Annotated in this window: 16 protein-coding genes, 2 tRNA genes and 1 pseudogene; 12 read left to right on the top strand and 7 right to left on the bottom strand. The window is 68.2% G+C overall.

Annotated features, from left to right (window positions below; all coding sequences use genetic code 11):
* The 5 genes and pseudogenes from ACFYUZ_RS38830 to ACFYUZ_RS38810 form a co-directional block, all read left to right on the top strand.
* Positions 1 to 85, top strand: a pseudogene (locus tag ACFYUZ_RS38830) (IS5/IS1182 family transposase); the annotation flags it as partial.
* A gap of 37 nt (positions 86 to 122) precedes the next feature.
* Positions 123 to 197, top strand: a tRNA-Trp gene (locus tag ACFYUZ_RS38825).
* A 487-nt stretch (positions 198 to 684) separates the two neighbouring features.
* The gene (locus tag ACFYUZ_RS38820) at positions 685 to 990 is read left to right on the top strand and encodes a hypothetical protein (RefSeq protein ID WP_389317831.1); all 306 of its coding nucleotides are present in this window, start codon (positions 685 to 687) and stop codon (positions 988 to 990) included.
* Positions 984 to 1,598, top strand: a complete 615-nt coding sequence (locus tag ACFYUZ_RS38815; protein WP_389317828.1) for an RNA polymerase sigma factor — start codon at positions 984 to 986, stop codon at positions 1,596 to 1,598. The genes ACFYUZ_RS38820 and ACFYUZ_RS38815 overlap by 7 nt, the downstream gene beginning before the upstream one ends.
* A 300-nt stretch (positions 1,599 to 1,898) precedes the next feature.
* Positions 1,899 to 2,099, top strand: coding sequence for a CsbD family protein (locus ACFYUZ_RS38810; protein ID WP_389317825.1), 201 nt, complete (start codon positions 1,899 to 1,901; stop codon positions 2,097 to 2,099).
* A 225-nt stretch (positions 2,100 to 2,324) separates the two neighbouring features.
* Here the strand turns inward: ACFYUZ_RS38810 and ACFYUZ_RS38805 are convergent.
* A tRNA-Met gene (locus tag ACFYUZ_RS38805) sits at positions 2,325 to 2,398 on the bottom strand.
* 508 nt (positions 2,399 to 2,906) lie between these two features.
* Here ACFYUZ_RS38805 and ACFYUZ_RS38800 point away from each other — a divergent pair.
* Together ACFYUZ_RS38800 and ACFYUZ_RS38795 are read left to right on the top strand one after the other, a co-directional pair.
* The gene (locus ACFYUZ_RS38800) at positions 2,907 to 3,170 is read left to right on the top strand and encodes a hypothetical protein (RefSeq protein ID WP_389317822.1); all 264 of its coding nucleotides are present in this window, start codon (positions 2,907 to 2,909) and stop codon (positions 3,168 to 3,170) included.
* Positions 3,167 to 3,541, top strand: a complete 375-nt coding sequence (locus ACFYUZ_RS38795; RefSeq protein WP_389317819.1) for a PIN domain-containing protein — start codon at positions 3,167 to 3,169, stop codon at positions 3,539 to 3,541. The genes ACFYUZ_RS38800 and ACFYUZ_RS38795 overlap by 4 nt, the downstream gene beginning before the upstream one ends.
* 135 nt (positions 3,542 to 3,676) lie before the next feature.
* Here the strand turns inward: ACFYUZ_RS38795 and ACFYUZ_RS38790 are convergent, their stop codons facing one another.
* Entirely contained in the window at positions 3,677 to 4,126 is a 450-nt protein-coding gene (locus tag ACFYUZ_RS38790) for an ATP-binding protein (protein ID WP_389317816.1), read from the bottom strand.
* Positions 4,127 to 4,910: 784 nt separating this feature from the next.
* On the opposite strand from ACFYUZ_RS38790, the gene ACFYUZ_RS38785 reads away from it, so the two are divergent.
* The 3 genes from ACFYUZ_RS38785 (at position 4,911) to ACFYUZ_RS38775 (ending at position 11,059) form a co-directional block, all read left to right on the top strand.
* The gene (locus ACFYUZ_RS38785; RefSeq protein WP_389317813.1) at positions 4,911 to 5,213 is read left to right on the top strand and encodes a trypco2 family protein; all 303 of its coding nucleotides are present in this window, start codon (positions 4,911 to 4,913) and stop codon (positions 5,211 to 5,213) included.
* Between the two features lie 53 nt (positions 5,214 to 5,266).
* Positions 5,267 to 8,587 carry a tetratricopeptide repeat protein gene (locus tag ACFYUZ_RS38780; protein WP_389317810.1) on the top strand — a complete coding sequence of 1,107 codons (3,321 nt, stop codon included), beginning with the start codon at positions 5,267 to 5,269 and terminating at the stop codon, positions 8,585 to 8,587.
* Positions 8,588 to 9,325: 738 nt separating this feature from the next.
* Positions 9,326 to 11,059, top strand: coding sequence for a pentapeptide repeat-containing protein (locus ACFYUZ_RS38775; protein ID WP_389317807.1), 1,734 nt, complete (start codon positions 9,326 to 9,328; stop codon positions 11,057 to 11,059).
* Positions 11,060 to 11,801: 742 nt separating this feature from the next.
* Here ACFYUZ_RS38775 and ACFYUZ_RS38770 read toward each other — a convergent pair.
* From ACFYUZ_RS38770 to ACFYUZ_RS38760, 3 genes are all read right to left on the bottom strand, one after another.
* Positions 11,802 to 11,999 carry a hypothetical protein gene (locus tag ACFYUZ_RS38770; RefSeq protein ID WP_389317804.1) on the bottom strand — a complete coding sequence of 66 codons (198 nt, stop codon included), beginning with the start codon at positions 11,997 to 11,999 and terminating at the stop codon, positions 11,802 to 11,804.
* 842 nt (positions 12,000 to 12,841) lie between these two features.
* On the bottom strand, positions 12,842 to 13,426 hold the full coding sequence (locus tag ACFYUZ_RS38765) for a hypothetical protein (RefSeq protein WP_389317801.1): 585 nt from the start codon (positions 13,424 to 13,426) through the stop codon (positions 12,842 to 12,844).
* Positions 13,423 to 13,857 (bottom strand): hypothetical protein, encoded by a 435-nt coding sequence (locus ACFYUZ_RS38760; RefSeq protein ID WP_389317798.1) that lies wholly within the window; start codon positions 13,855 to 13,857, stop codon positions 13,423 to 13,425. The genes ACFYUZ_RS38765 and ACFYUZ_RS38760 overlap by 4 nt, the downstream gene beginning before the upstream one ends.
* A gap of 302 nt (positions 13,858 to 14,159) precedes the next feature.
* On the opposite strand from ACFYUZ_RS38760, the gene ACFYUZ_RS38755 reads away from it, so the two are divergent.
* Together ACFYUZ_RS38755 and ACFYUZ_RS38750 are read left to right on the top strand one after the other, a co-directional pair.
* Positions 14,160 to 15,335, top strand: a complete 1,176-nt coding sequence (locus tag ACFYUZ_RS38755; RefSeq protein ID WP_389317795.1) for a hypothetical protein — start codon at positions 14,160 to 14,162, stop codon at positions 15,333 to 15,335.
* A 276-nt stretch (positions 15,336 to 15,611) separates the two neighbouring features.
* On the top strand, positions 15,612 to 16,832 hold the full coding sequence (locus ACFYUZ_RS38750) for an FG-GAP-like repeat-containing protein (protein WP_389317792.1): 1,221 nt from the start codon (positions 15,612 to 15,614) through the stop codon (positions 16,830 to 16,832).
* Positions 16,833 to 17,072: 240 nt separating this feature from the next.
* On the opposite strand, the gene ACFYUZ_RS38745 is transcribed toward ACFYUZ_RS38750, so the two are convergent.
* Together ACFYUZ_RS38745 and ACFYUZ_RS38740 are read right to left on the bottom strand one after the other, a co-directional pair.
* Entirely contained in the window at positions 17,073 to 17,696 is a 624-nt protein-coding gene (locus ACFYUZ_RS38745; protein WP_389317789.1) for a methyltransferase domain-containing protein, read from the bottom strand.
* The coding region (locus ACFYUZ_RS38740) for a hypothetical protein (RefSeq protein WP_389317786.1) at positions 17,680 to 18,154 on the bottom strand (475 nt) is incomplete at its 5' end. The genes ACFYUZ_RS38740 and ACFYUZ_RS38745, both read right to left, overlap by 17 nt.

The raw sequence follows: 18,154 nt of genomic DNA, 5'->3' as shown, positions 1-18,154 counted from the left end.
CCGGCGAGCCAGATGCTCCACCCGCCGCATCAGCACCATCGTTCAGGCCGTCCACACGCTGATGACCTGCGGCTATTCAGGATGAAAACGGCTCACTCAGTCTCGTACGATCATGGCTGGGCGGAGCTGTAGCGCAGAGGTGGACGCGCGCGGTCTCCAAAATCGCGAGGACGCCGGTTCAAATCCGGCCGGCTCCGCCCGCCTGAAAGTCCTGGGCGAGCCGACGTCGGGAAGGCAGCCGGCCGCCCTCGCGCGGGACGGCATCCAGGTGGGCGGTCCTTCAGATCCATCCTGAAGGTCGGTGAAGACCTGTCGGGACAGGCGGGTTGGCGAGTCCTGTCGGCAAGAAATCGGGGTGCTCCGGCAGTAATGATGCAGCCCGCGTACTCTCCCGCACGGCAAGACGTCCGGCCGGTCCGAACCCCTCGTACCCAGATCTGCCGGAGTCTCCTGCCCCAGCGGCGCGAGGCTTCTCTGGTGGGTGACCGCGGAGGCACCGTGCGCCTTCGGGCGTGACGCATGGCGCCCATGAGGGCGAACCGTTCAGAAATGATCAGCCCTATCGTCACTCCGGACAGTTTCGGTTTTTTCCGATCCCGGCAGGAGAACAGGGCAGGCTCGACCGTCAAGAAGGCGAAGGCGCATCCCACGCGCCTCTGATACCTCAGATGGAGAGCGACTCCCATGATGTCGTCCTTGGACTGGGCCGGGCTCGCCCCGGCCATCGCGGCTGCCGTGCAGACGGCGGCCGCCGTGGTGCAGGTGTACTGGGACCGGCGACAGCGCGGTGCCCGGATGACGCAGCACCCTGTCTTCGGCGAAGCTGTGCCCGCGCGCATCGAGCGTCCGGGGCATGGCTCCTGTTTCGTTCATGTCGAGATCGGCATGACCCAGGTCTCGCGCACTGCGGTGTCGGTGATTGTGCGGGTGGGCGAGGCCGACGGCATGGATCAAGCGCTGCCGTCGGCGAAGGAGCACCGCCCGTGGTAGCGGATGACCAGGCCCCGGGGGCGGCCCGCCCGGTCGTCGACGCGGACCTGCTCCAGCGGCTGCGGGACTGCTACGAGACGTTCATGGAGGCGGAGCCGCGGATCCTGCGCAGGAAGACCAACCGCCGGCTCTCGTACCAGGCGTGCCAGGACGTCGCCCACGAGGCGTACCTGAAGGTGGCGAGGAAGGCCATGAGCAGCCAACTCGGTCCGGAGGTACAGCTGGCTGCCTACCTGCGCAGAACGTCGCGGAACCTGGCGATCGACACGCTGCGGGCGCAGGAGCGTCTCGAACCGCTGGATGACACCGGACTCGTCCCGTCGGTCCCCAACCAGCGGCAGCCTGCCGACGACTTCGATCCGCTCGAGGAGCTGGTCGTCCCCACGATCGATGCCATGCCGCTGAGCCGTCTGTCCAGGAGGTCTCTGCAGCGTCGCGGCATCACCACCGCCGTGTCTGGGGCGGTGATCAGCAAGGCCGTCATCTCATGCAAAGGCCCCGGCCTTGAGACCACCAGACCTGCGGCGCCGTGCCGTGCCGTGATGGTTCCTGTTTACGGGGCAGGCGGGCGACGGGCGAGGTCGGCGGTGATGGCGTCGATCGGGTGAAAGATTCCTTCGGCAGTTCGGCAGTAATGAGTCGGCGTTGCTGGTCGGTCCGGACCCGGCAGACCGCGCGGCTGCGCGGTGGCTCCTGGGTGTCGACGGCCAGGACCCGGTGGTCTCGCTCGACCTCTCCGGCCTGTGCCCTCGGATGGTCTACCGGCTCCAGACCGCCCCAATGGTGCGGCGGGCGCTCGGCGCTGCCCCCGATCGACAGAACGGCCTCCGGGCCCCGCGCGCGAGATGCTCTGTTCTGTTCTAGCTTGTCCATCGACCGACCGTTCTTCGTAAAAGGGAGCTTTTCTCATGGCTGAGAAGGCCAAGGGCAAGATGGAACAGGCCAAGGGCAAGGCCAAGGAGGTCGCCGGCAAGGCGACCGGGAACGAGCGGATGAAGGCCGAAGGCAAGACCGACCAGGTCAAGGGCAAGACCCGCGAGGTCGCGGACAAGGGCAAGGAGCAGGCCCGCGGGGTGAAGGACTCCCTGCGTGACCGCCGTCAGCCCTGAGCGCTCCGCCTGCTGCAGGTACGGCAGGCCGCGGCGCCTCCCGGCTCACTGATGCCGATTCCGCAGAACCGCTTCGGTCCTTCATCGTGTAGCGAGGGATCTTTGCCTCCTGCACGGCAGGGGAGGCATCGCCGGCCCGGGCGACGAGAACCGGACCGACAGTTTGAGACGCAGGCGTACGCGTGAGGCCCGGATCCATAGGATCCGGGCCTCACGTCACTTCAGTAGCGGGGACAGGATTTGAACCTGCGACCTCTGGGTTATGAGCCCAGCGAGCTACCGAGCTGCTCCACCCCGCGTCGGAAGGCCCAACTGTACGCCAGCCACAGCACCACTCAAGACCAGGCCAACGAAGCCATTCACATCGCCGCGATCCTTCGGGCCCGCGCCGCGGCGGCTGCTCCCTCACGAGGAACGGCTCAAGCTGATCATCAGCACCCGGCGCACACGCCTCGAACCGACCCCGCAGCGACCGTCTTCACAGCCGCAGTGCGCCTCTTCCGTGGGGCGGGTCAAGGATGTCGCCTGTCCTGAGTGTGATGCCACGCCCGGCTTGAGTTGCGCCATCCTGGACGGCCGCGCCAGCGCCGCGCGATGTACTTCCGGCGCCGTTGGTCTTCGCCCTGACCCCCGTGGCCTTGGGTGTCCCTGGCGCCGCCCCGGCCCCGCACTATCTGTTTGATTACAGATAGTGAAGAACGGTGCGGAGCCCGGGCAAGACCGCTGTCGGTCACTGTCAGGTTTCGTGCCGGGAAAGCAGGCGGTTTACCCGTCCCACCTTCCTCTACTCCCGGTAGAATGGGGTGTATGGCGGACCAGGACACGAGCATCAAAACGACCAAGGACGTGCGCGACCGGCTGCGGACGCTGGCCCGTGAGCGCGGCACGACGATGAACGACCTCCTCGAGGAACTGGTGACCCGGGAGCTGACACAGCAGGAACGTGAGGAGCGGGCGCGCCTGGCGATGGAGGAGATCCGACAGACGACCGGGGTGACGGTGTCGGACGAGGCCCGGCGCCGGGCCCAGAAGTTCCTCCAGGATCTGCAGGGCGAGGGCCGCGCCGCGTGATTCGCGTCCTGCTCGACCACACCTGCGTGCAGGCGCTGGCCAAAGGGGATGAGTTCCTCAACGGTCTGTATGTCGAGGCCAGCTACGGGCACGCCGAACTCGTGGTCCCCGCGATGTCGGCCGTGGCCGCCGAGCGGGAGAGCCGCGGTGCCGGGCAGCATGTGCTGCAGCGCCGGTTCATCACCGTGGAGGACTTCACCCGCGAGCACGCCCTGATGGGCATCGCCTGGGCGGGCATGGACTGGCGGGTCGCGCACCCGGCCGCCTCGGTGATCCTGGCCGAGCGCGCCGGCATCAGCGCCACCCTCCTCTCGCTGACTCCGCGCGAGTACATCGGCACCGGCGTCGGCGCCCTGGACCCGAGGGAATGACGTCTGGTCGTTATGTGAGGAGTGGATTTCACCGTGTGCTGAGGCTTCTGCTGGAGGAAACCGCGCCCCGGCTCTTGGATGCGAGCGGAGACCGTCAAGAGCGGTGAGCATCGGGCGCGGGTCGGACAGTGTCCTCTACGGGGGCGCATAACAGTACGGGCGGCATGGGGTTGGTGGGACGGGTGTGGTCCGGTTTAGAGGCCCTGCCCGGTGGAATGACCATGCGGGGGGGGGTATCTCGGTGCCGGTGCCGGGTGGAGCGCGAGGGCGCTTCGGATGCGGCTGGTGTGCACCCCGCACCGGGCGGGGCCAGTGAGCCTGGTCGATGTGGGCGTGTACGGTCTTGCCGCGCCCATCACCCTGCACGCTCAGTTCGCTGGTCAGGCGGGCGACGATGCCCCAGCCCCGGCCGCCTTCGCTGGTCGTGTCGGTCGCCCTCGGGCGGGGCGTTTCGGGACTGGAATCGCTGACGTCGATGTCGAGGCCGTCCGGCTCGAGCGACAGGTCCAGGGAACACACACCGCCGGCGTGCCGCACGGCGTTGCCGACCAGCTCGCTCACCACGAGAGCGGCGTCGTCCTCCACCGCCTGGTCCACCAGGCCGCCGGCGAGCAGCGCCTCCTGGACCAGACGGTGGACCTCCGCTCTGGCCCGGGCCGCCGCATACGGGCCGTGAATATCGCAGTGCCGCCTGATGAGGAGATCCGCAAGCTGGTCGACCTACGCGAGGAGGGCATATGCGTCTCGGTAGGGACGTGGATGCTGCCGCTGGTCACAAACCGGATCGGGGACACGGACGGCCGGGTGACGGAGCTGCGGGTCTTCTCCGCTCGCCTCGCCGGTGACCGTACAGCCCTCTCCGGATCTCCCCACAGGAAGCGTGCGGAACGCTGAACGACCTGTTCGGAGCGCGGTCATGACGGTAGCTATCCGGCCTTGCCTGGCTCCACAGGCGCAGAGGGAAATTTGGCTCCATCGCTGACCTCCTCCAGAGGCTCGGCAAAGGCGACATCGAGCTGATCCACGAAGCCTTCCACTCTCTCCAGCCCTGGCGAGCCGCCGCCCACCTGTGGGAACTCCTCATGACCTGCGGCACCCTGCCCACCACCGACAAACAGAGCTGCTCAGTCGAGTCAAGCGGCCTCGCGGCGGGGCAGCCCCGCAGCAGGCCACTGCAAGACCTCGACCAGCTCTACCGCCTGTGGACGGACCGGTCCGAACCGTCCCGGCTCTTTAGCGGAAACCAGGCATGACATCTGCCACGCGAGGCTATCGTCAGGCCGGAGCAGGTACCCGTCACCGAACGGCGGGGTGCAGCCAAGAGCCGGGGGGCGCCATGGGTAACACATTTGGAGGCGACCAGGAGTGGATGGATCTGGCGGACGCGATCACGCTGCTGCGGGACCAGATCGCCGAGGCCCAGAGCCGGATCGGCGGCTCTGAGTCCGCAGGCGGCGAACACAAGGGTGTACTGCTGACTCTGGGTGAGATCACATTGCAATTAGGCTTGGAACTGACCCGCACCGGCGGGGTGAACGGCGGACTCAGGTGGAGCGTCGTCAGCCTGGGCGGCAAGAAGGAGAACACCCAGAAGACGACCCACACAGTCACCGTGGTGCTCCAGCCGCGTAGGCCGGACGGTGGCGACATCGACGTCAGCGACGAGGAGTAGTAGGCCCCGTAGCCGCCCGTGAAGCGTCTGACAGCTACGGACAGGGGGATGTCGTGGAGCTCGATCGCAGGGTGCAGATCCGCGTCCGCAAGGCCGGCACGGACCGACGAGGGTTCGGTTCCGGCTATCTCATTGCGCCGCGCCTGGTGCTCACCGCTGCACACGTCCTGGACGACATGTCTGGGACAGTACGGGACGCGCTCACCGTGTCCCGGCCGGACGCGGATGACAGGGAGTTCCCTGCCACAGTGAGGTGGGTGGTCTCAGACGACCGCGTGGACGCCGCGCTGATCGAGGTTGATGACGGTCACGGCTGGCAGACACCGGAGTCCCTCATCGAGATGCACACCCGCCCGCCCCAGCGATTCGGTGTCCTCATCGGTACTCGGCGCCACCCCGTCACTCTGTCCGGATTCCCCCGCATGCAGCGAGACCCGGACGACGGCCGTCGCCTTGACGAGCAGCTCACCGGGCACATTGCCCCCGGAACAGGAACGCTTGGCGGACGGTACGAAATATCCAGTGCCGACCCGGTGCTGCCCCACACACTCTCGGGCTCGGCCAGCCGCTGGTCCGGGATGTCGGGGGCGGCCGTCTTGAGCGACGATGGCCTGGGCGGTGACCTGCTGTGCGGGATCGTCCGCCGCGACCGTCAAGCAGTCGGCGGCACCCGTCTGACCGCGACGCCCGCCGCAGCCCTCCTGGCGGATGACGCCTTCCGGGCTCTGCTCACTGAGCACTGCGGCTGGGAGGCAGCGCTCGAGCCCCTGGAAACTGCCGCGCTGTTCGGCCCCGCCGCGTCCGAGCGGGACCTCAACTCGCCTGCCGCATTGCTGCGCGCTGACGCCGAAGCCGTCGGCTTCCATGGCCGTACGAACGAGCTCGCCCAGCTGCTCATCTGGTGTGAGGAGGGCCCGGTCGCTGTGACGGTCCAGGTGCTGACTGGGCCCGGGGGTCAGGGCAAGACTCGCCTGGCCCGCCATCTCACCAACCACCTCAGCCGCAGGGGATGGGCCACAGGGCACCTGCGTTCCGACCTCACCGACCACGACTCCCCACCCGACTTCACCGTCCTGACCACGTCCCTGCCGCTGCTGGTTGTCGTCGACTACGCCGAGACCCGCCCCCGCCTGCTGCGCCGTCTGCTCACCCAACTGCAGCGCTCCCGCCACCGCGTACGGCTTCTGCTGCTCGCCCGCTCCGACGGGGCGTGGCGCACAGACGCGCTGAGCGCCACGCCGGTCACCCGCAGCCTTCTCGCCTCGGCACCCGTCAGGCAGCTCACTCCCCTGATGCCACGCAGCTCACCTGTCCAGGACCGCGTCGAAGCGTTCACCCAGGCCGCTCGGGACATCGCCCGGCTGTTACCCCACGTGCGTACGCTGCCCGCATGCGACTGGGCTGCGCTCGCCGAAGCACTCCAGCCTCCCCATGACCTCGGCAACCGTCGCTACGACAATGTCCTCACCCTGCAGATGACGGCTCTGGTCGCCCTGCTGCAGCACGGTCCGGCACCAGTCGACAGCGCGGCCGGAGCGCTGGCGGAGGAGGCCCTTCTCCAGCATGAGGGGCGGTTCTGGGAGGACAGCGCAGAAACTCCCGCCTTCAAACTGAACCTGCCCACACCCACCCTGGGCTCGGCAGTCGCCGTCTCCGCCCTTTGCGGAGCCACCCGCATGACCGAGGCCGCGGCTGTCATCGCCACGATCCCCGGTCTATCCGAGGAGAAAACAGCACGGGTGGTCGCCTGGCTGGCCGCTCTGTACCCCGCCGAGCCGGACCGCTACTGGGGAGCTCTCCAGCCCGACCGCATCGCCGAATTCCATGCGTCGCGGGCCGTGTCGCACGGCTGGATCAGCCTGCCCGGCCTCCTCGAGGCAGCGGCGCCCGGGCAGCAGGTGCAGCTGATTCTGATCCTTGCCCGCGCAGTCACCGCCCACCACAACGCCGGCCGCACCGAGACAGGCCAGCAGCTTCTCCAGGTCCTTGACGACGCCCTGTACGCCGTCAAGTTCACGCTCGAGGTAGTGCAGTCCGTCACCATCGCGCTATCTGACCTGTCCCGCATCACCGCACCGCTCACTGCGAGGTTCACCTTCAACCTCATGCAGATCTACAGGAAGCTGGCGGAGGATGACTGGGAAGCGTTCGCGCCCGCGCTGGCCAATGCGATGGTCAACCTCGGCCGTCAGCACAGCATCCTGGGCAGTCACGGCGTGGCGCTTTCCGTGACCGAGCAGGCGGTGTCCATCTACCAAATGCTCGCAGAGGAACACCCAGGCGCGTACGAGCCGGACCTGGCACGGGCCTTGAACAACTTCAGCAGTCGCCTGACGGACCTCGGCCGTTGGGCCGCAGGAGCCACCGCTGCACGCCGGGCCGTCGAAATCCAGCGCCGTCTGGCCGCCGACGCCCCGGCCGTCCATGAGCCGGATCTTGCCAGATCGCTGACCGACCTCGGCGTCGCTCTGTCGGGAGACGGCCTGCAGGCCGAGGCAGCAGCAACAACAGGAGAGGCGGTGGAGATCCTGCGTCGTCTGGCTGCCGGTGATCCGGCCGCCCACGAGTCAGGTCTTGCCCTGGCACTGTCCAACCTGGGGTCCGTCCTGTCCCGCTCAGCCAGACACTCCGAGGCTATGGCTGTGGCCAGACAGGCGGTGGAGATCCGGCGTCGGCTGGTCTCCGCCGACCCGGCTGGGTACGAGCCAGCACTCGCCAGTGCGTTGACCAATCTGGGATCACACCTGGCACAGTGCGGTGAACGGAATGAAGCGCTGGTTGCCGAGCAGGAAGCCGTGAGCATCTACCGGAGACTCGCGGCCGAAAGCCCCGCCTCCTACGAGCCGACCCTCGCCATGGCACTGTCCAATCTGAGCAATCGTCTGGCCCAGGTCGGCCAGCAAGCCGAAGCTCTCACTCTCTCCCAAGAGGCCGTCGCGCACTACCGAAAGGCCGTCGCTGACAACCCTGACGCCCACGAACCGGATCTCGCCCGGTCGTTGTCCAACCTGAGCAACCGACTGTCGGAGGCCGACAGGGGAGCCGAAGCCATCCCCACGGTCAAGGAGGCCGTTTCCATCTACAAGAGGCTCGCGGCCAGCAAGCCGGCTGCACACGAAGCAGCCCTGGCGACTGCACTTTGCGGCCTTGCCACCCACACAGCGCACTGGGAAGACCTCTCCGAAGCACTCGACGCCACGGGAGAGGCCATCGAGCTCTACCGCCGTCTGGTGCCCTCCCAGCCGCACTTACTTCCGCAGCTGTACGCCGTACTCGCCCTCCAAGCAGACATCCTCGCCTACCTCGGACGCGACGAGGAGGAACAGGCCATCCGGCGCTGGCTCAGCCAGCAGCCACCACCTGCCTCTTCGTGAAGTTCTGCGACGAGGTTTTGAGAGGCCGCCGACCTGCACCGGACGACCTGTGCCCACGTTTGCCGACAGATGCCCACCGACCACGTGCGCCCGCCAGGGGAGGCGTACGACCCGGCCTTGCAAAAGCGGGCGCACGAGCACCACGACTACAACAGCCCGAAAGCAGCGGAGAGATACAGCCCCCATTTGCGGCTCTACCTCATGAACCCAGCCAGGGCCCGCCAGCGGACCGCCGCGAACATCGGACCGCGCGGAGGACAGGACTACCGGCTGTGTAAGGCGCGCCGACCGAGCGAGCCGTGACGGCCGAAGTGCCCCGCCGCGCGCTATTCGGCCAGGTCCGATGGCTTTGTGCCATTCGTCGGCAACCCACCCCCAACATCACCGAGGCACCGCTACACAAGAAGGCTGGCGGCAACATCCAGCCGTCCATGGGGTGAAGCCGATCGGCGGGAGGTCGGGGCGGTTGGTGACCATCAATGTGGCGGTGCTGCTCGCAGTCGTCGTCATTTGGCGGCTTCGGCGGCGCACGGAGGCCCGCAGCCGCTTCGACGAGAAACTGACCGTCGTCATCGTCCTGGCACTGGGAGTCCTACTCGCCCCCACCCCACCGGCCGGACGGACCCGAGACCGGGCGCGGACGCACCCGGTAGCTCTGTTGCTGTCCCTTTCGGCAGCGGCCCGGCCGCCAAGGCCGGGCCGCTGCCCGGCGTTTTTCCCTCTTGGAGTCGTCACCCCATGAGCACCCCACCTTCGTCGGCATCGGCGTGGCTGTACTGCGCTCACGGCGCCGACCTCACCGATCCTGTCGGCTGCCGCGGCGTCCACATCGACGGCCACACCGCCTGCCTTGCTCACCTGACCGACACCGACCGCGACGCCTACCTGGCCAGCCTGGCCCCCGGCGCCGACATCGACCTCCGCGGCACCCCTATCACTGCAGACCTCCTTGGCCGCCTGCTCCAGGCCGTCCGCGACCCCGCCACCGAGCGCCCCCGCTTCGGGAGGGCCTGGTTCAGCGAGGCGTGGTTCTGCGACGAAGCCCGCTTTGGCTGGACGCAGTTCTCCGACACCGCTGCCTTCAGGGAGGCGCGCTTCTCCGGCGAGGTCTGGTTGCCCGATGCGCAGTTCTTCGGTGACGCCAACTTCCACGCGGCGCAATTCTGTGACGGCGCCGAGTTCAGCGAGGCGCAGTTCTCCGGTCTCGCTAGCTTCAGCCAGGCGCAGCTCTCTGGCATCGCCTGGTTCGACCGCACGCGGTTCTCCGGCGACGTTGCGTTCGAGGGGGCGCGGTTTTCCGGCAACGTCGACTTCAGCGAGGCGCAGTTCTTGGCGGCTTCGGTGTGGGGGCCGGTGGTGTGCGGAGGGACTGTGGATTTATCGAGGGCGGTTTTCGGGGCTCCGGTCACGCTAGAGGTCTCCGCGAGGCAGGTGCTGTGTACGCGGACTCATTGGCAGTCGACCGCGACCGTCCGGGTTCGCCATGCTTCTGTGGATCTCGGGCATGCGGTGCCAGAGGCCCCTCTCGCCATCACCGCTCACCCCACCCCGTTCACCACCGCTAATGGCACGATCCCCGACGAGAGCATGCTGCCGGGGAACGAGCCAGTGCGGGTGATATCAGTACAGGGCGTGGACGCCGCGCATTTGGTGCTGACCGACACCGACCTGTCGGACTGCCTGTTTTCCGGGGCCTTCCACCTTGACCAGCTCCGTCTGGAAGGCCGCACCACCCTCGCTTCCACCCCCACCGGCTGGCATCGCAAGGGCATAGCCCCGGTCCGCTGGACCCGCCGGCGCACGCTGGCCGAGGAGCAGCACTGGCGGGCGCAGACCGCCGGACAGCCCCCCGTGCCTGCTGGCGCCCCGCCCGAGCCCCGTCGGTGGCGTACCGGCCCGCATCACCCCGACCCCGCCCGGACCCCTGACCCCGACGACGTCGCCCCGCTGTACCGGCAGCTCCGTAAGGCGTTCGAGGACGGTAAGAACGAACCCGGTACCGCCGACTTCTACTACGGCGAGTGCGAGATGCGCCGCCACGACCGCACCGGCACCCCGAAGGCCGAACGCCGTCTGCTGTGGGCCTACTGGCTGCTCTCCGGCTACGGCCTGCGCGCCGGCCGTGCCCTGGGCTGGCTCGCCGCGGCCATGCTCGCCACCATCGTGCTGCTGATGGCCTTCGGCCTGCCGATGTCGTCGCCGAAGCAGGAAGCCACGGGCACCGTTCCGGCGGGCGGCGGCACGGTCACCTTCGTCATCGACAAGCAGGACGTGAAGAACCCCACCGGGGACAGGTTCACCAGCAAGCGCTTCGACAAGGCTCTGAACGTCACGCTCAACTCCGTGGTCTTCCGCTCCAGCGGCCAGGACCTCACCACCACCGGCACCTACATCGAGATGACCTCCCGCCTCCTCGAACCCGCCCTCCTTGCCCTCGCTGTCCTTGCCATCCGAGGACGCATCAAACGTTGATCACCCGGCCCGAGGGGCGCTTTCCGACAGCGGTTCGCGGACTGACGTAACTACGGACTTGTCGCGCCTGAGGGCGACGATGTGACCGAGCCGGAAAACGAGCGGGGGATCAAGTTTCTGAAGAGTTTGGTCTCCTGAGGTCTTTCACGCCGGTTAAGCTCGAACCCTTGCGTGCCCCGGGTTTATGGGGGCGTTGGTCCTGCCTCTCGAAGGGCACTTCGGGGATCTCCCCGAGCTGCCACACGGGGGGCAGTACACGCGCAGTCCTTGCCTACAAGGAAGGGGGGCACATCATGTGCTCCACGCAAGAACCCGGCCCACGACGTCGAGACCGTTGGAAGAAGCGCGGAGCTCTGGCTCTGCGCGTCGCTGCAGCGCTCGCCCCGTTCGTGCAGCTGGTGGTCCCCTTCCTCCCGAAGGGGTGACGACCAGCCGGGCTCGCTTGCATCGAGCCCGGCCAGTCGTCGGCTGGGGTCCGTCGTGCACCATTGCGGCGGGCCCCAGCGTCGTTACCCATTCAGCGGGACCGGCAATGTGCTCCGTGACGGAACATTAGCGACCAAGTTAATGCACTGGCTAATGCACTGATTAGTGCACTGCACCCCACCAATGTACACATCGAACGGCCAATAAGCATCGCGCTCTAATAATCGCGGCAACATAATGAGTGTCCGGATTGCCCCAAGCTGCTCATGTATGGGGGTGTCGTGGCGGCCTGCGGACGCTGGATCCTGGCTCGTGGTCAGGTGGCGAACGGTGTGGGGGAGCGTGCGATGACGTCGGGCGACAGGGCAGCGGCGTCCTGGGCGAGGAACTTGTGGGTGGCGGCGACGGCCCGGATGAGCTTGGGGAAGGTCACCCGGTCGAGACCGCGGCCGAGCCGGGAGACGAGCACGGGGCCGGCGGTCTCGGTGGAGTGGGGCGCCTTCCAGGTCCGCACGGGGAGGTAGTCGTCGAGGGCCCAGACGACGGGGAGCGGGATCGGCGCGGGGGCGGCGACGGCGGAGGCGGAGTTGTTCTTCGCGGGCAGGCGCCAGGTGGGGGCGTTCTGGTCGTCGCGCTGGATCTGGAGCAGGGAGAGGCCGATGGACTGCCCGGGGCGCAGGCCTGCGAGGGTGAGGTAGGCGGGCGCGCTCGGGCATGGGGCCGCGGTAGCCGTCGGCGGCGGAGCGCAGCGCTTCCATCTGGTCGCGCGAGAGCAGCTTCGGCTCCTTGGCGGGGACGGAGCCGACGAGCTGGGAGCGGCGGGGGAGCCTCCAGGAGGAGGCGCCGAGCGCGTCCTCGCAGTGCTTGTAGAAGGAGCGGACGGCGCTTGCGGCCCGGGCCCGGGCTGCCTCGCTCATGGTGGTGCCGTCCTGGTTGGTGAGCTGGTCGGCCCAGGCGCGGATGTCACCGGCGGTGAAGTGCCAGACGCGGGGGCCGATGTAGGCGAACCAGGACTGGTCGTACGGCGCACGTCCGGGCGGGTAGACCGGCCACTCGGCGAGGGCGGCGGTGTACCGGTAGACGGTGTCGTCGTCCCAGGCGCGGCCGGCCACGGGTTGGCCGTCGGCGCGGACGTAGCTTCCGGCGAGCCAGGCGTCGAGGATCGCGGGGGGGGGGGGGCGGTGGGGCCCCCCCCCCGGGGGGCCCGGGGGGGGGGGGGGGGGGGGGGGGGGGCGGGGGGGGGGGGGGGGGGGCCGGGGGCGCCGGGGCGGCCGGGGGGCGGGCGGGCGGGGGGGGGGGGGGCGGTGCTCACCCGGCCGAGGGTAGCCGGGTGAGCTGAGGGTGGCTCGTGGTGCTCTACGGGGGAGGGTCGATGACGTGGAGCCACCAGCCCAGGCGCTGATCGCCGGTGGGTGGGGGAACGCCTTGCGTGAGCTGACGGAAGTTGAAGCGTTCCAGCATCTTCATGCTGGCCTTGTTGTTGTAGTCGACCTGCCCGAACACATGGATCCGTTCGGCCTCGGGCTCGCAGTCGATGATGTCGTACAGGGCCCTTGCGACGGCATCGTCGGCGAGGGCGCCCCCCTTGCTGCGGTGGCGGGTGGCCACGGCGAGGAAGCACAGCTCGCGCGTGACCTCTCCGGCGCCCATGAATCCGAGCGCAAGAAGGACCTTGGGCGGGAGCTTGGTGGTGAGGCGCTGGTGGGTGTAGGCGGCGGCGATGCCGAGGGAGTCCTCGGCGATCATCAGGCGGCCACCGTTTCCCTGGTCGCGGGAGCGGTTGGCTGCGGTGATGGCGTGCTGCCGGAAGTACCGCTGGACCTGGTCTTCGTGAGGCGGGGGACCCTTTTTCCCCTCGCGTTTGGTCGTGCAGGTGAACCTGCGTAGCGCGACGGTGTCCCGGTTCTTCACGGCTTCGCGCCAGTGGATCGCATCGGTCACGGACGCCGCCGGGGCGCCGGGCCGGAGGCAGGGGGACGGGGTGGCAGGCCGGAGGCAGGGGGCCGGGTGCGGATGATCTCGATGAAGATGTCGGCGACCTCGTCCGGCATGGGGCGCTCATAGTCCTGGAGGGCGGCGTCCAGCTTGGCGTTGTGCGCGTCCCTCCTCAGGCGGGCCGCGACCTGTTTGGCGTCGACGGCCTTCGGCTGTTTCCTGTCGGCGGGGTTCTTCTGGCTCTTCGCCGCGGCGGCCTTCGGCTTCTTGGGCTTCTTCGGGACGATCCCCGCCCTGGGCACGGCTGAGATGAGGTAGGAGACGACCGGATCTCGCGGCTGGGACCTGCGCTTCTTCTTGCGGCCCAGGTCTGCGTCGAGACCGTTGTCCGAGCCGAGCGGTTCCCCTGGGGGGTCGGTGCCGCGTCGCCTGTTCATGGGCCAAGGGTACTTCCGCCGGCGGGCCCGGCCCACGTGCTTTGGGAACCCCATAGGCCTTTGACCTTCAACTTTACGGAACAGACAAGCCACTCCGGCTCTCCCGAAGCCTTGGGCTGGGGTACGTACGGAAAGTGCGGGGGCGTGGGGCGGGGCCGGGTCCGGCGGTGGGTGGTGGGCTGAGGAGGGCTTTTCTGTTCCGTAAATTTGGGTCGTCGGGATGGAAGATCACGGCGATAGAGTGCCCGCACCCGCACACCACCGCCGGGACCCACACCGTGCGCACTCACAAAGAGGTCCGCTTGAACCCGCTCCTCAACGCACCGCTCAGCCTGGACCAGCGGCGCCTCCTCGCCGTGATAGCCGACGTCTGGACCAGGACCGGCACGTGGCCGCAGTGGGGCTACATCCAGTACCGCTTCGACCACGCCCGCATCGACGTCGAAGACGTCCTCAGATCCCTCCCGCGCGTCGGCGCCGACGCCCCCTACGCGGCCGGCTACGGCTACACCACCGGCATCCCTCGCCGCCTGGACGAAACCGACACCGTACGGCTCACCATCGCCGCCTCCCTCGCCGACGCCACGGTGGACTCCGCCATGGGACGCCCCTTCGTCACCGCCCTCCAGGCCATGGTCAAGACCTACCTGAGCGCCAGGGAGACCGTCCTCGGCGTCAAGCCCACGGCCACCCTGGAATCAGAGGAACTGCACCAGACGCTCATCAACTACGACACTCTCGGCACCCACAGCACTCACTTCCTCGCCGCGCTCCCCGAGCTGCTGTCCTACGAACCCGCCCTCGCCGTACGCAACAAGGGCACGACCGAGACCGGCGGCTGGAAGCTGGAAATCACCCGCAGCGTCCTGGACTTCCGAGACGTCCTCAGCCTCGACGAATACGTCGCCAAGACCTGCGAGATCGTCACCGCCAACGCCGCCCAGTACACCCGCATCGCCCACAACCACGCCATCGCCGACGAAAGCGCCTTCCGGGCCTCCCCCCGCATCCCCGACGCCGTCAAACTCGCCAGCAACCACACCGCGGCCACCACCCCCGCCGCCGAACACCCGCCCTACCTCGACGCCGCGCTCCTCACCGACCTCGAAGACGCCGCCCGCGACACGAAGTGGAAGGCCCACAAGCTCCTCGCCCTGTGCCGCGAGCTCAACAGCAACCACCAGGCCCAAAACCCCTACGCCTGCACCGCCCTCATCCGCGCTGTCCTCGACCACATCCCGCCCGTCTTCGGACACACCGACTTCAAGCAGGTCGCCGCCCAGCATCCTTTCCAGCGCACCGACAAGGGCCACGCCAAAGCCCTGGCCGGCTACAAGGGCATCGGCGACGACTCACTGCACCGGCAGATCGGCACCAGCGTGCCCGCCATCACCATGCACGACGTCCCCCCGCCCGCCTTCCTCAGCGCCGTGCTCCACGAACTGGCGGCACTCCTGCGCAAGACCGACCCCAGCTGACCGAACAGGTCTGCAAGGAGGATCCGACCGGTCAGCAGCGCCTGTTGAACGTAGCCCCGTGGCCAGGGCGCCTGGCGCCCAGACCCAACCGTCACGCACTGCCGGCGCTGGCCGATCGCTGCACTCCGCGTCCCAGCCGACCACCGCGCTTCCCGCACGACCGGTCGGGAAGCTGCGGGCCGGAAAACATACGGGGCTTCGTACAACCTTTCGCCTTCCCGTGCGTCACAGGAGTGTGGTGCAAGGTGCACCTGATGCGTCTGAGGGAGAACTGAATTGCCCCGCCCCCATGCCGCCCGGCGGTTCGCCGCTGCCCTCGCCACCGTCCTGTCCCTCACGCTCGGCGCAGGCGCTGTAGGCACCCCGGCAGCCACAGCCGCCTCGGCCGCGGACGACATCACGCTCATCCGACACACCGTTCCGCCCGTCATCGACATGACCAACCGGCAGTACATCTGGCTGGAGTGGGAACTGACGGGGGGCGCGTTGGCCACCGTCGTCATCCGCAACACCCGCACCGGCCACACCACCACCGACCTCCTGGGCACGCCCACGAATTCGAGCACATTCCGCCTCTCCTGGGACACCCACGACACCGAGAAGGGGGATGTCCCCAACGGCGACTACACCTGGACGATCACGGCGACCACGCTTGACGGCACCCCGCTCGGCTCCCAGGCCTCCGGCTCCTTCAAGCTCGTCCGCCAGCCCGCCGCGCACGACCTCAACGTCAACGGCGCCTTCGATCTTCTCCAGCGGGACTCCGCCGGCGGCCTGTGGCGCACCGACAGCACGTATCTCGGCGGTGAGCTGGACACGGACTCGCACCATCGTGCATTCATCGGTCCCGGATGGCAGGTCTACGACCGGGCCGAGGCGGTCGGCAACCTCGGGGGCTCGACCGTGAGCGACATCCTCACCCGCGACACCTCCGGGACGCTGTGGCTCCACGCTGGCAACGGCAAGGGCGGCTTCTACGGCCGTATCAGGATCGGCACCGGCTGGCAGGTCTACAACCGGATCACCGGAGGCAGCGACCTGACCGGCGACGGCAGGCCGGATGTCCTCGCCGTCGACAAGACCGGCGTTCTCTGGCTGCACCCCGGGACCGGCAACGCCACCAGCCCCTTCACCGCCCGGAAGAAGATCGGTACCGGCTGGGGCATCTACAACGACATCACCGCCGTCGGCGACATCACGGGCGGTCCGGCCGGAGACCTCCTCGCCCGGGACACCTCGGGCGTTCTCTGGAGCCACCTGAGCAAGGGTGACGGCACATTCGCCCCGCGCACCCGCGTGGGCGGCGGCTGGAACACCTACAGCCACCTCATCGCCGCCGGAGACGTCTCCAAGGACGGCCGCCCCGACCTGCTCGCCATTCGCGGTAACGGCGACATGTCCCTCTACCGGGGGACAGGCGACTGGAAGACCCCGCTCCTCAGCGCCCAGCGAGTGTGGTCCTACAACATCGGATTCGGCTACAGCGACGCTGCCTGAACGACGCCACTCCACCGAACCGACAGGACAACCGCCCGCTCTGATGGCGGACCAGAACCTGCTTACGGACCGGCTGCCCCGTACCGTCGTCACGGACCCCGCCAGGACGGGTGCCGCAGCCGGTCCCGCGTCCCCGCACGTGCTCGGGACCGGCCCCCTCCCTTGGTGACGTGGATGTACGGGCGAGCCCCTGCCGGGATGATCCGGCAGGGGCTTTTCGGCTGGCGGCAGGCCGATAGGTCAGAGCGCGGTCTGGGCGGTGATGAGGAGCGTGCCGAGGGCGGCCGGGTCGGGGTGGGGCAGCACCTTCGCGGCGACGGTGGTGAAGCCGTGGCGCTTGAGGATGTCGGCCCACTGTTCGGGGCCGTACTGCCAGCGCCAGACGGTCAGCTCGGTCTCGCGGCCTTCCAGCCACTTCCCGCCCATCTGCTGGGCGCCGTAGTGGCCGACGGCCGGTTCGCGGTGCGAGAAGGCGAAGGTGCTGCCGGGCGCGAGGCGGGCGGCGACGCGCGGGAACAGCTCCTCGGGGTCGGTGAACCAGACCGCGCCCCAGGTCGAGTAGATCGCGTCGAACCGGCGGGTGTCCTGGTCGAGGAAAGCGCATGCCTCGGCGTGGACGAAGGTGAGCCGGGGCTCGTCGGCCCAGAAGCGGCGGGCGCGTTCGACCTGTACGGCGGAGAAGTCGACGGCGGTGACCTCCACTCCGGCGCGGGCGAGGAAGGCGGCGTTCTCGCCTTCCGCCGGCCCGAGGTCCAGGGCGGTGGCCGGAGAGCCGAGGATTTCGGCTCCGGGGTCGCCGTCGGTAAGACTGGTCCAGTCGAAGGCCTTCTGGGTGGTGTCGGTCGCCTTACGATGTATCCACAATGCACTGTTTAGCGCCCAGTTTCTGGAACAGGTCTCGCTGCTCGTCTCCGAGTGCATAAGATTTCTCTAGGTGCTGGTCATAGAGTACCTTGACTTCGCTTGGTGTTGTCGTGGCCCTCAGGTTAGATGCGAGTTGGAAGAGCGTATTGCTGCCGACTTCCATTGTCTTGAGGAGCTTCCCCACCTCGTCTGAATGACCTTTTGGGGATTTGATCCCACCCAGATCAGAGCCGGCCTTCTTGGCTCTGTCAGCCAATAGGGTCACTTGATTCGCTACCTCTTCTCGGCGGCTCTCGAACTCACTTTCTGGTAGTGAGTCAGGTTCATCGCCGAGCCGTTCGATGGACGCATACGTATTGAGTGTCACTGAGCCGTTTTCATCCTGTCTCTGTGGGGTGAAATGGCAGGTCAGCAGGGGTGTGCAACGAGACGAGGCTCCTGGTCGTTGCGGTGGTGTT

This window comes from Streptomyces sp. NPDC004266 (genome assembly GCF_042874095.1).
GTDB lineage: Bacteria > Actinomycetota > Actinomycetes > Streptomycetales > Streptomycetaceae > Streptomyces.
The sequence above is the reverse complement of the archived record's forward strand: the minus strand, read 5'-3'. Positions and strand labels throughout refer to the sequence as shown.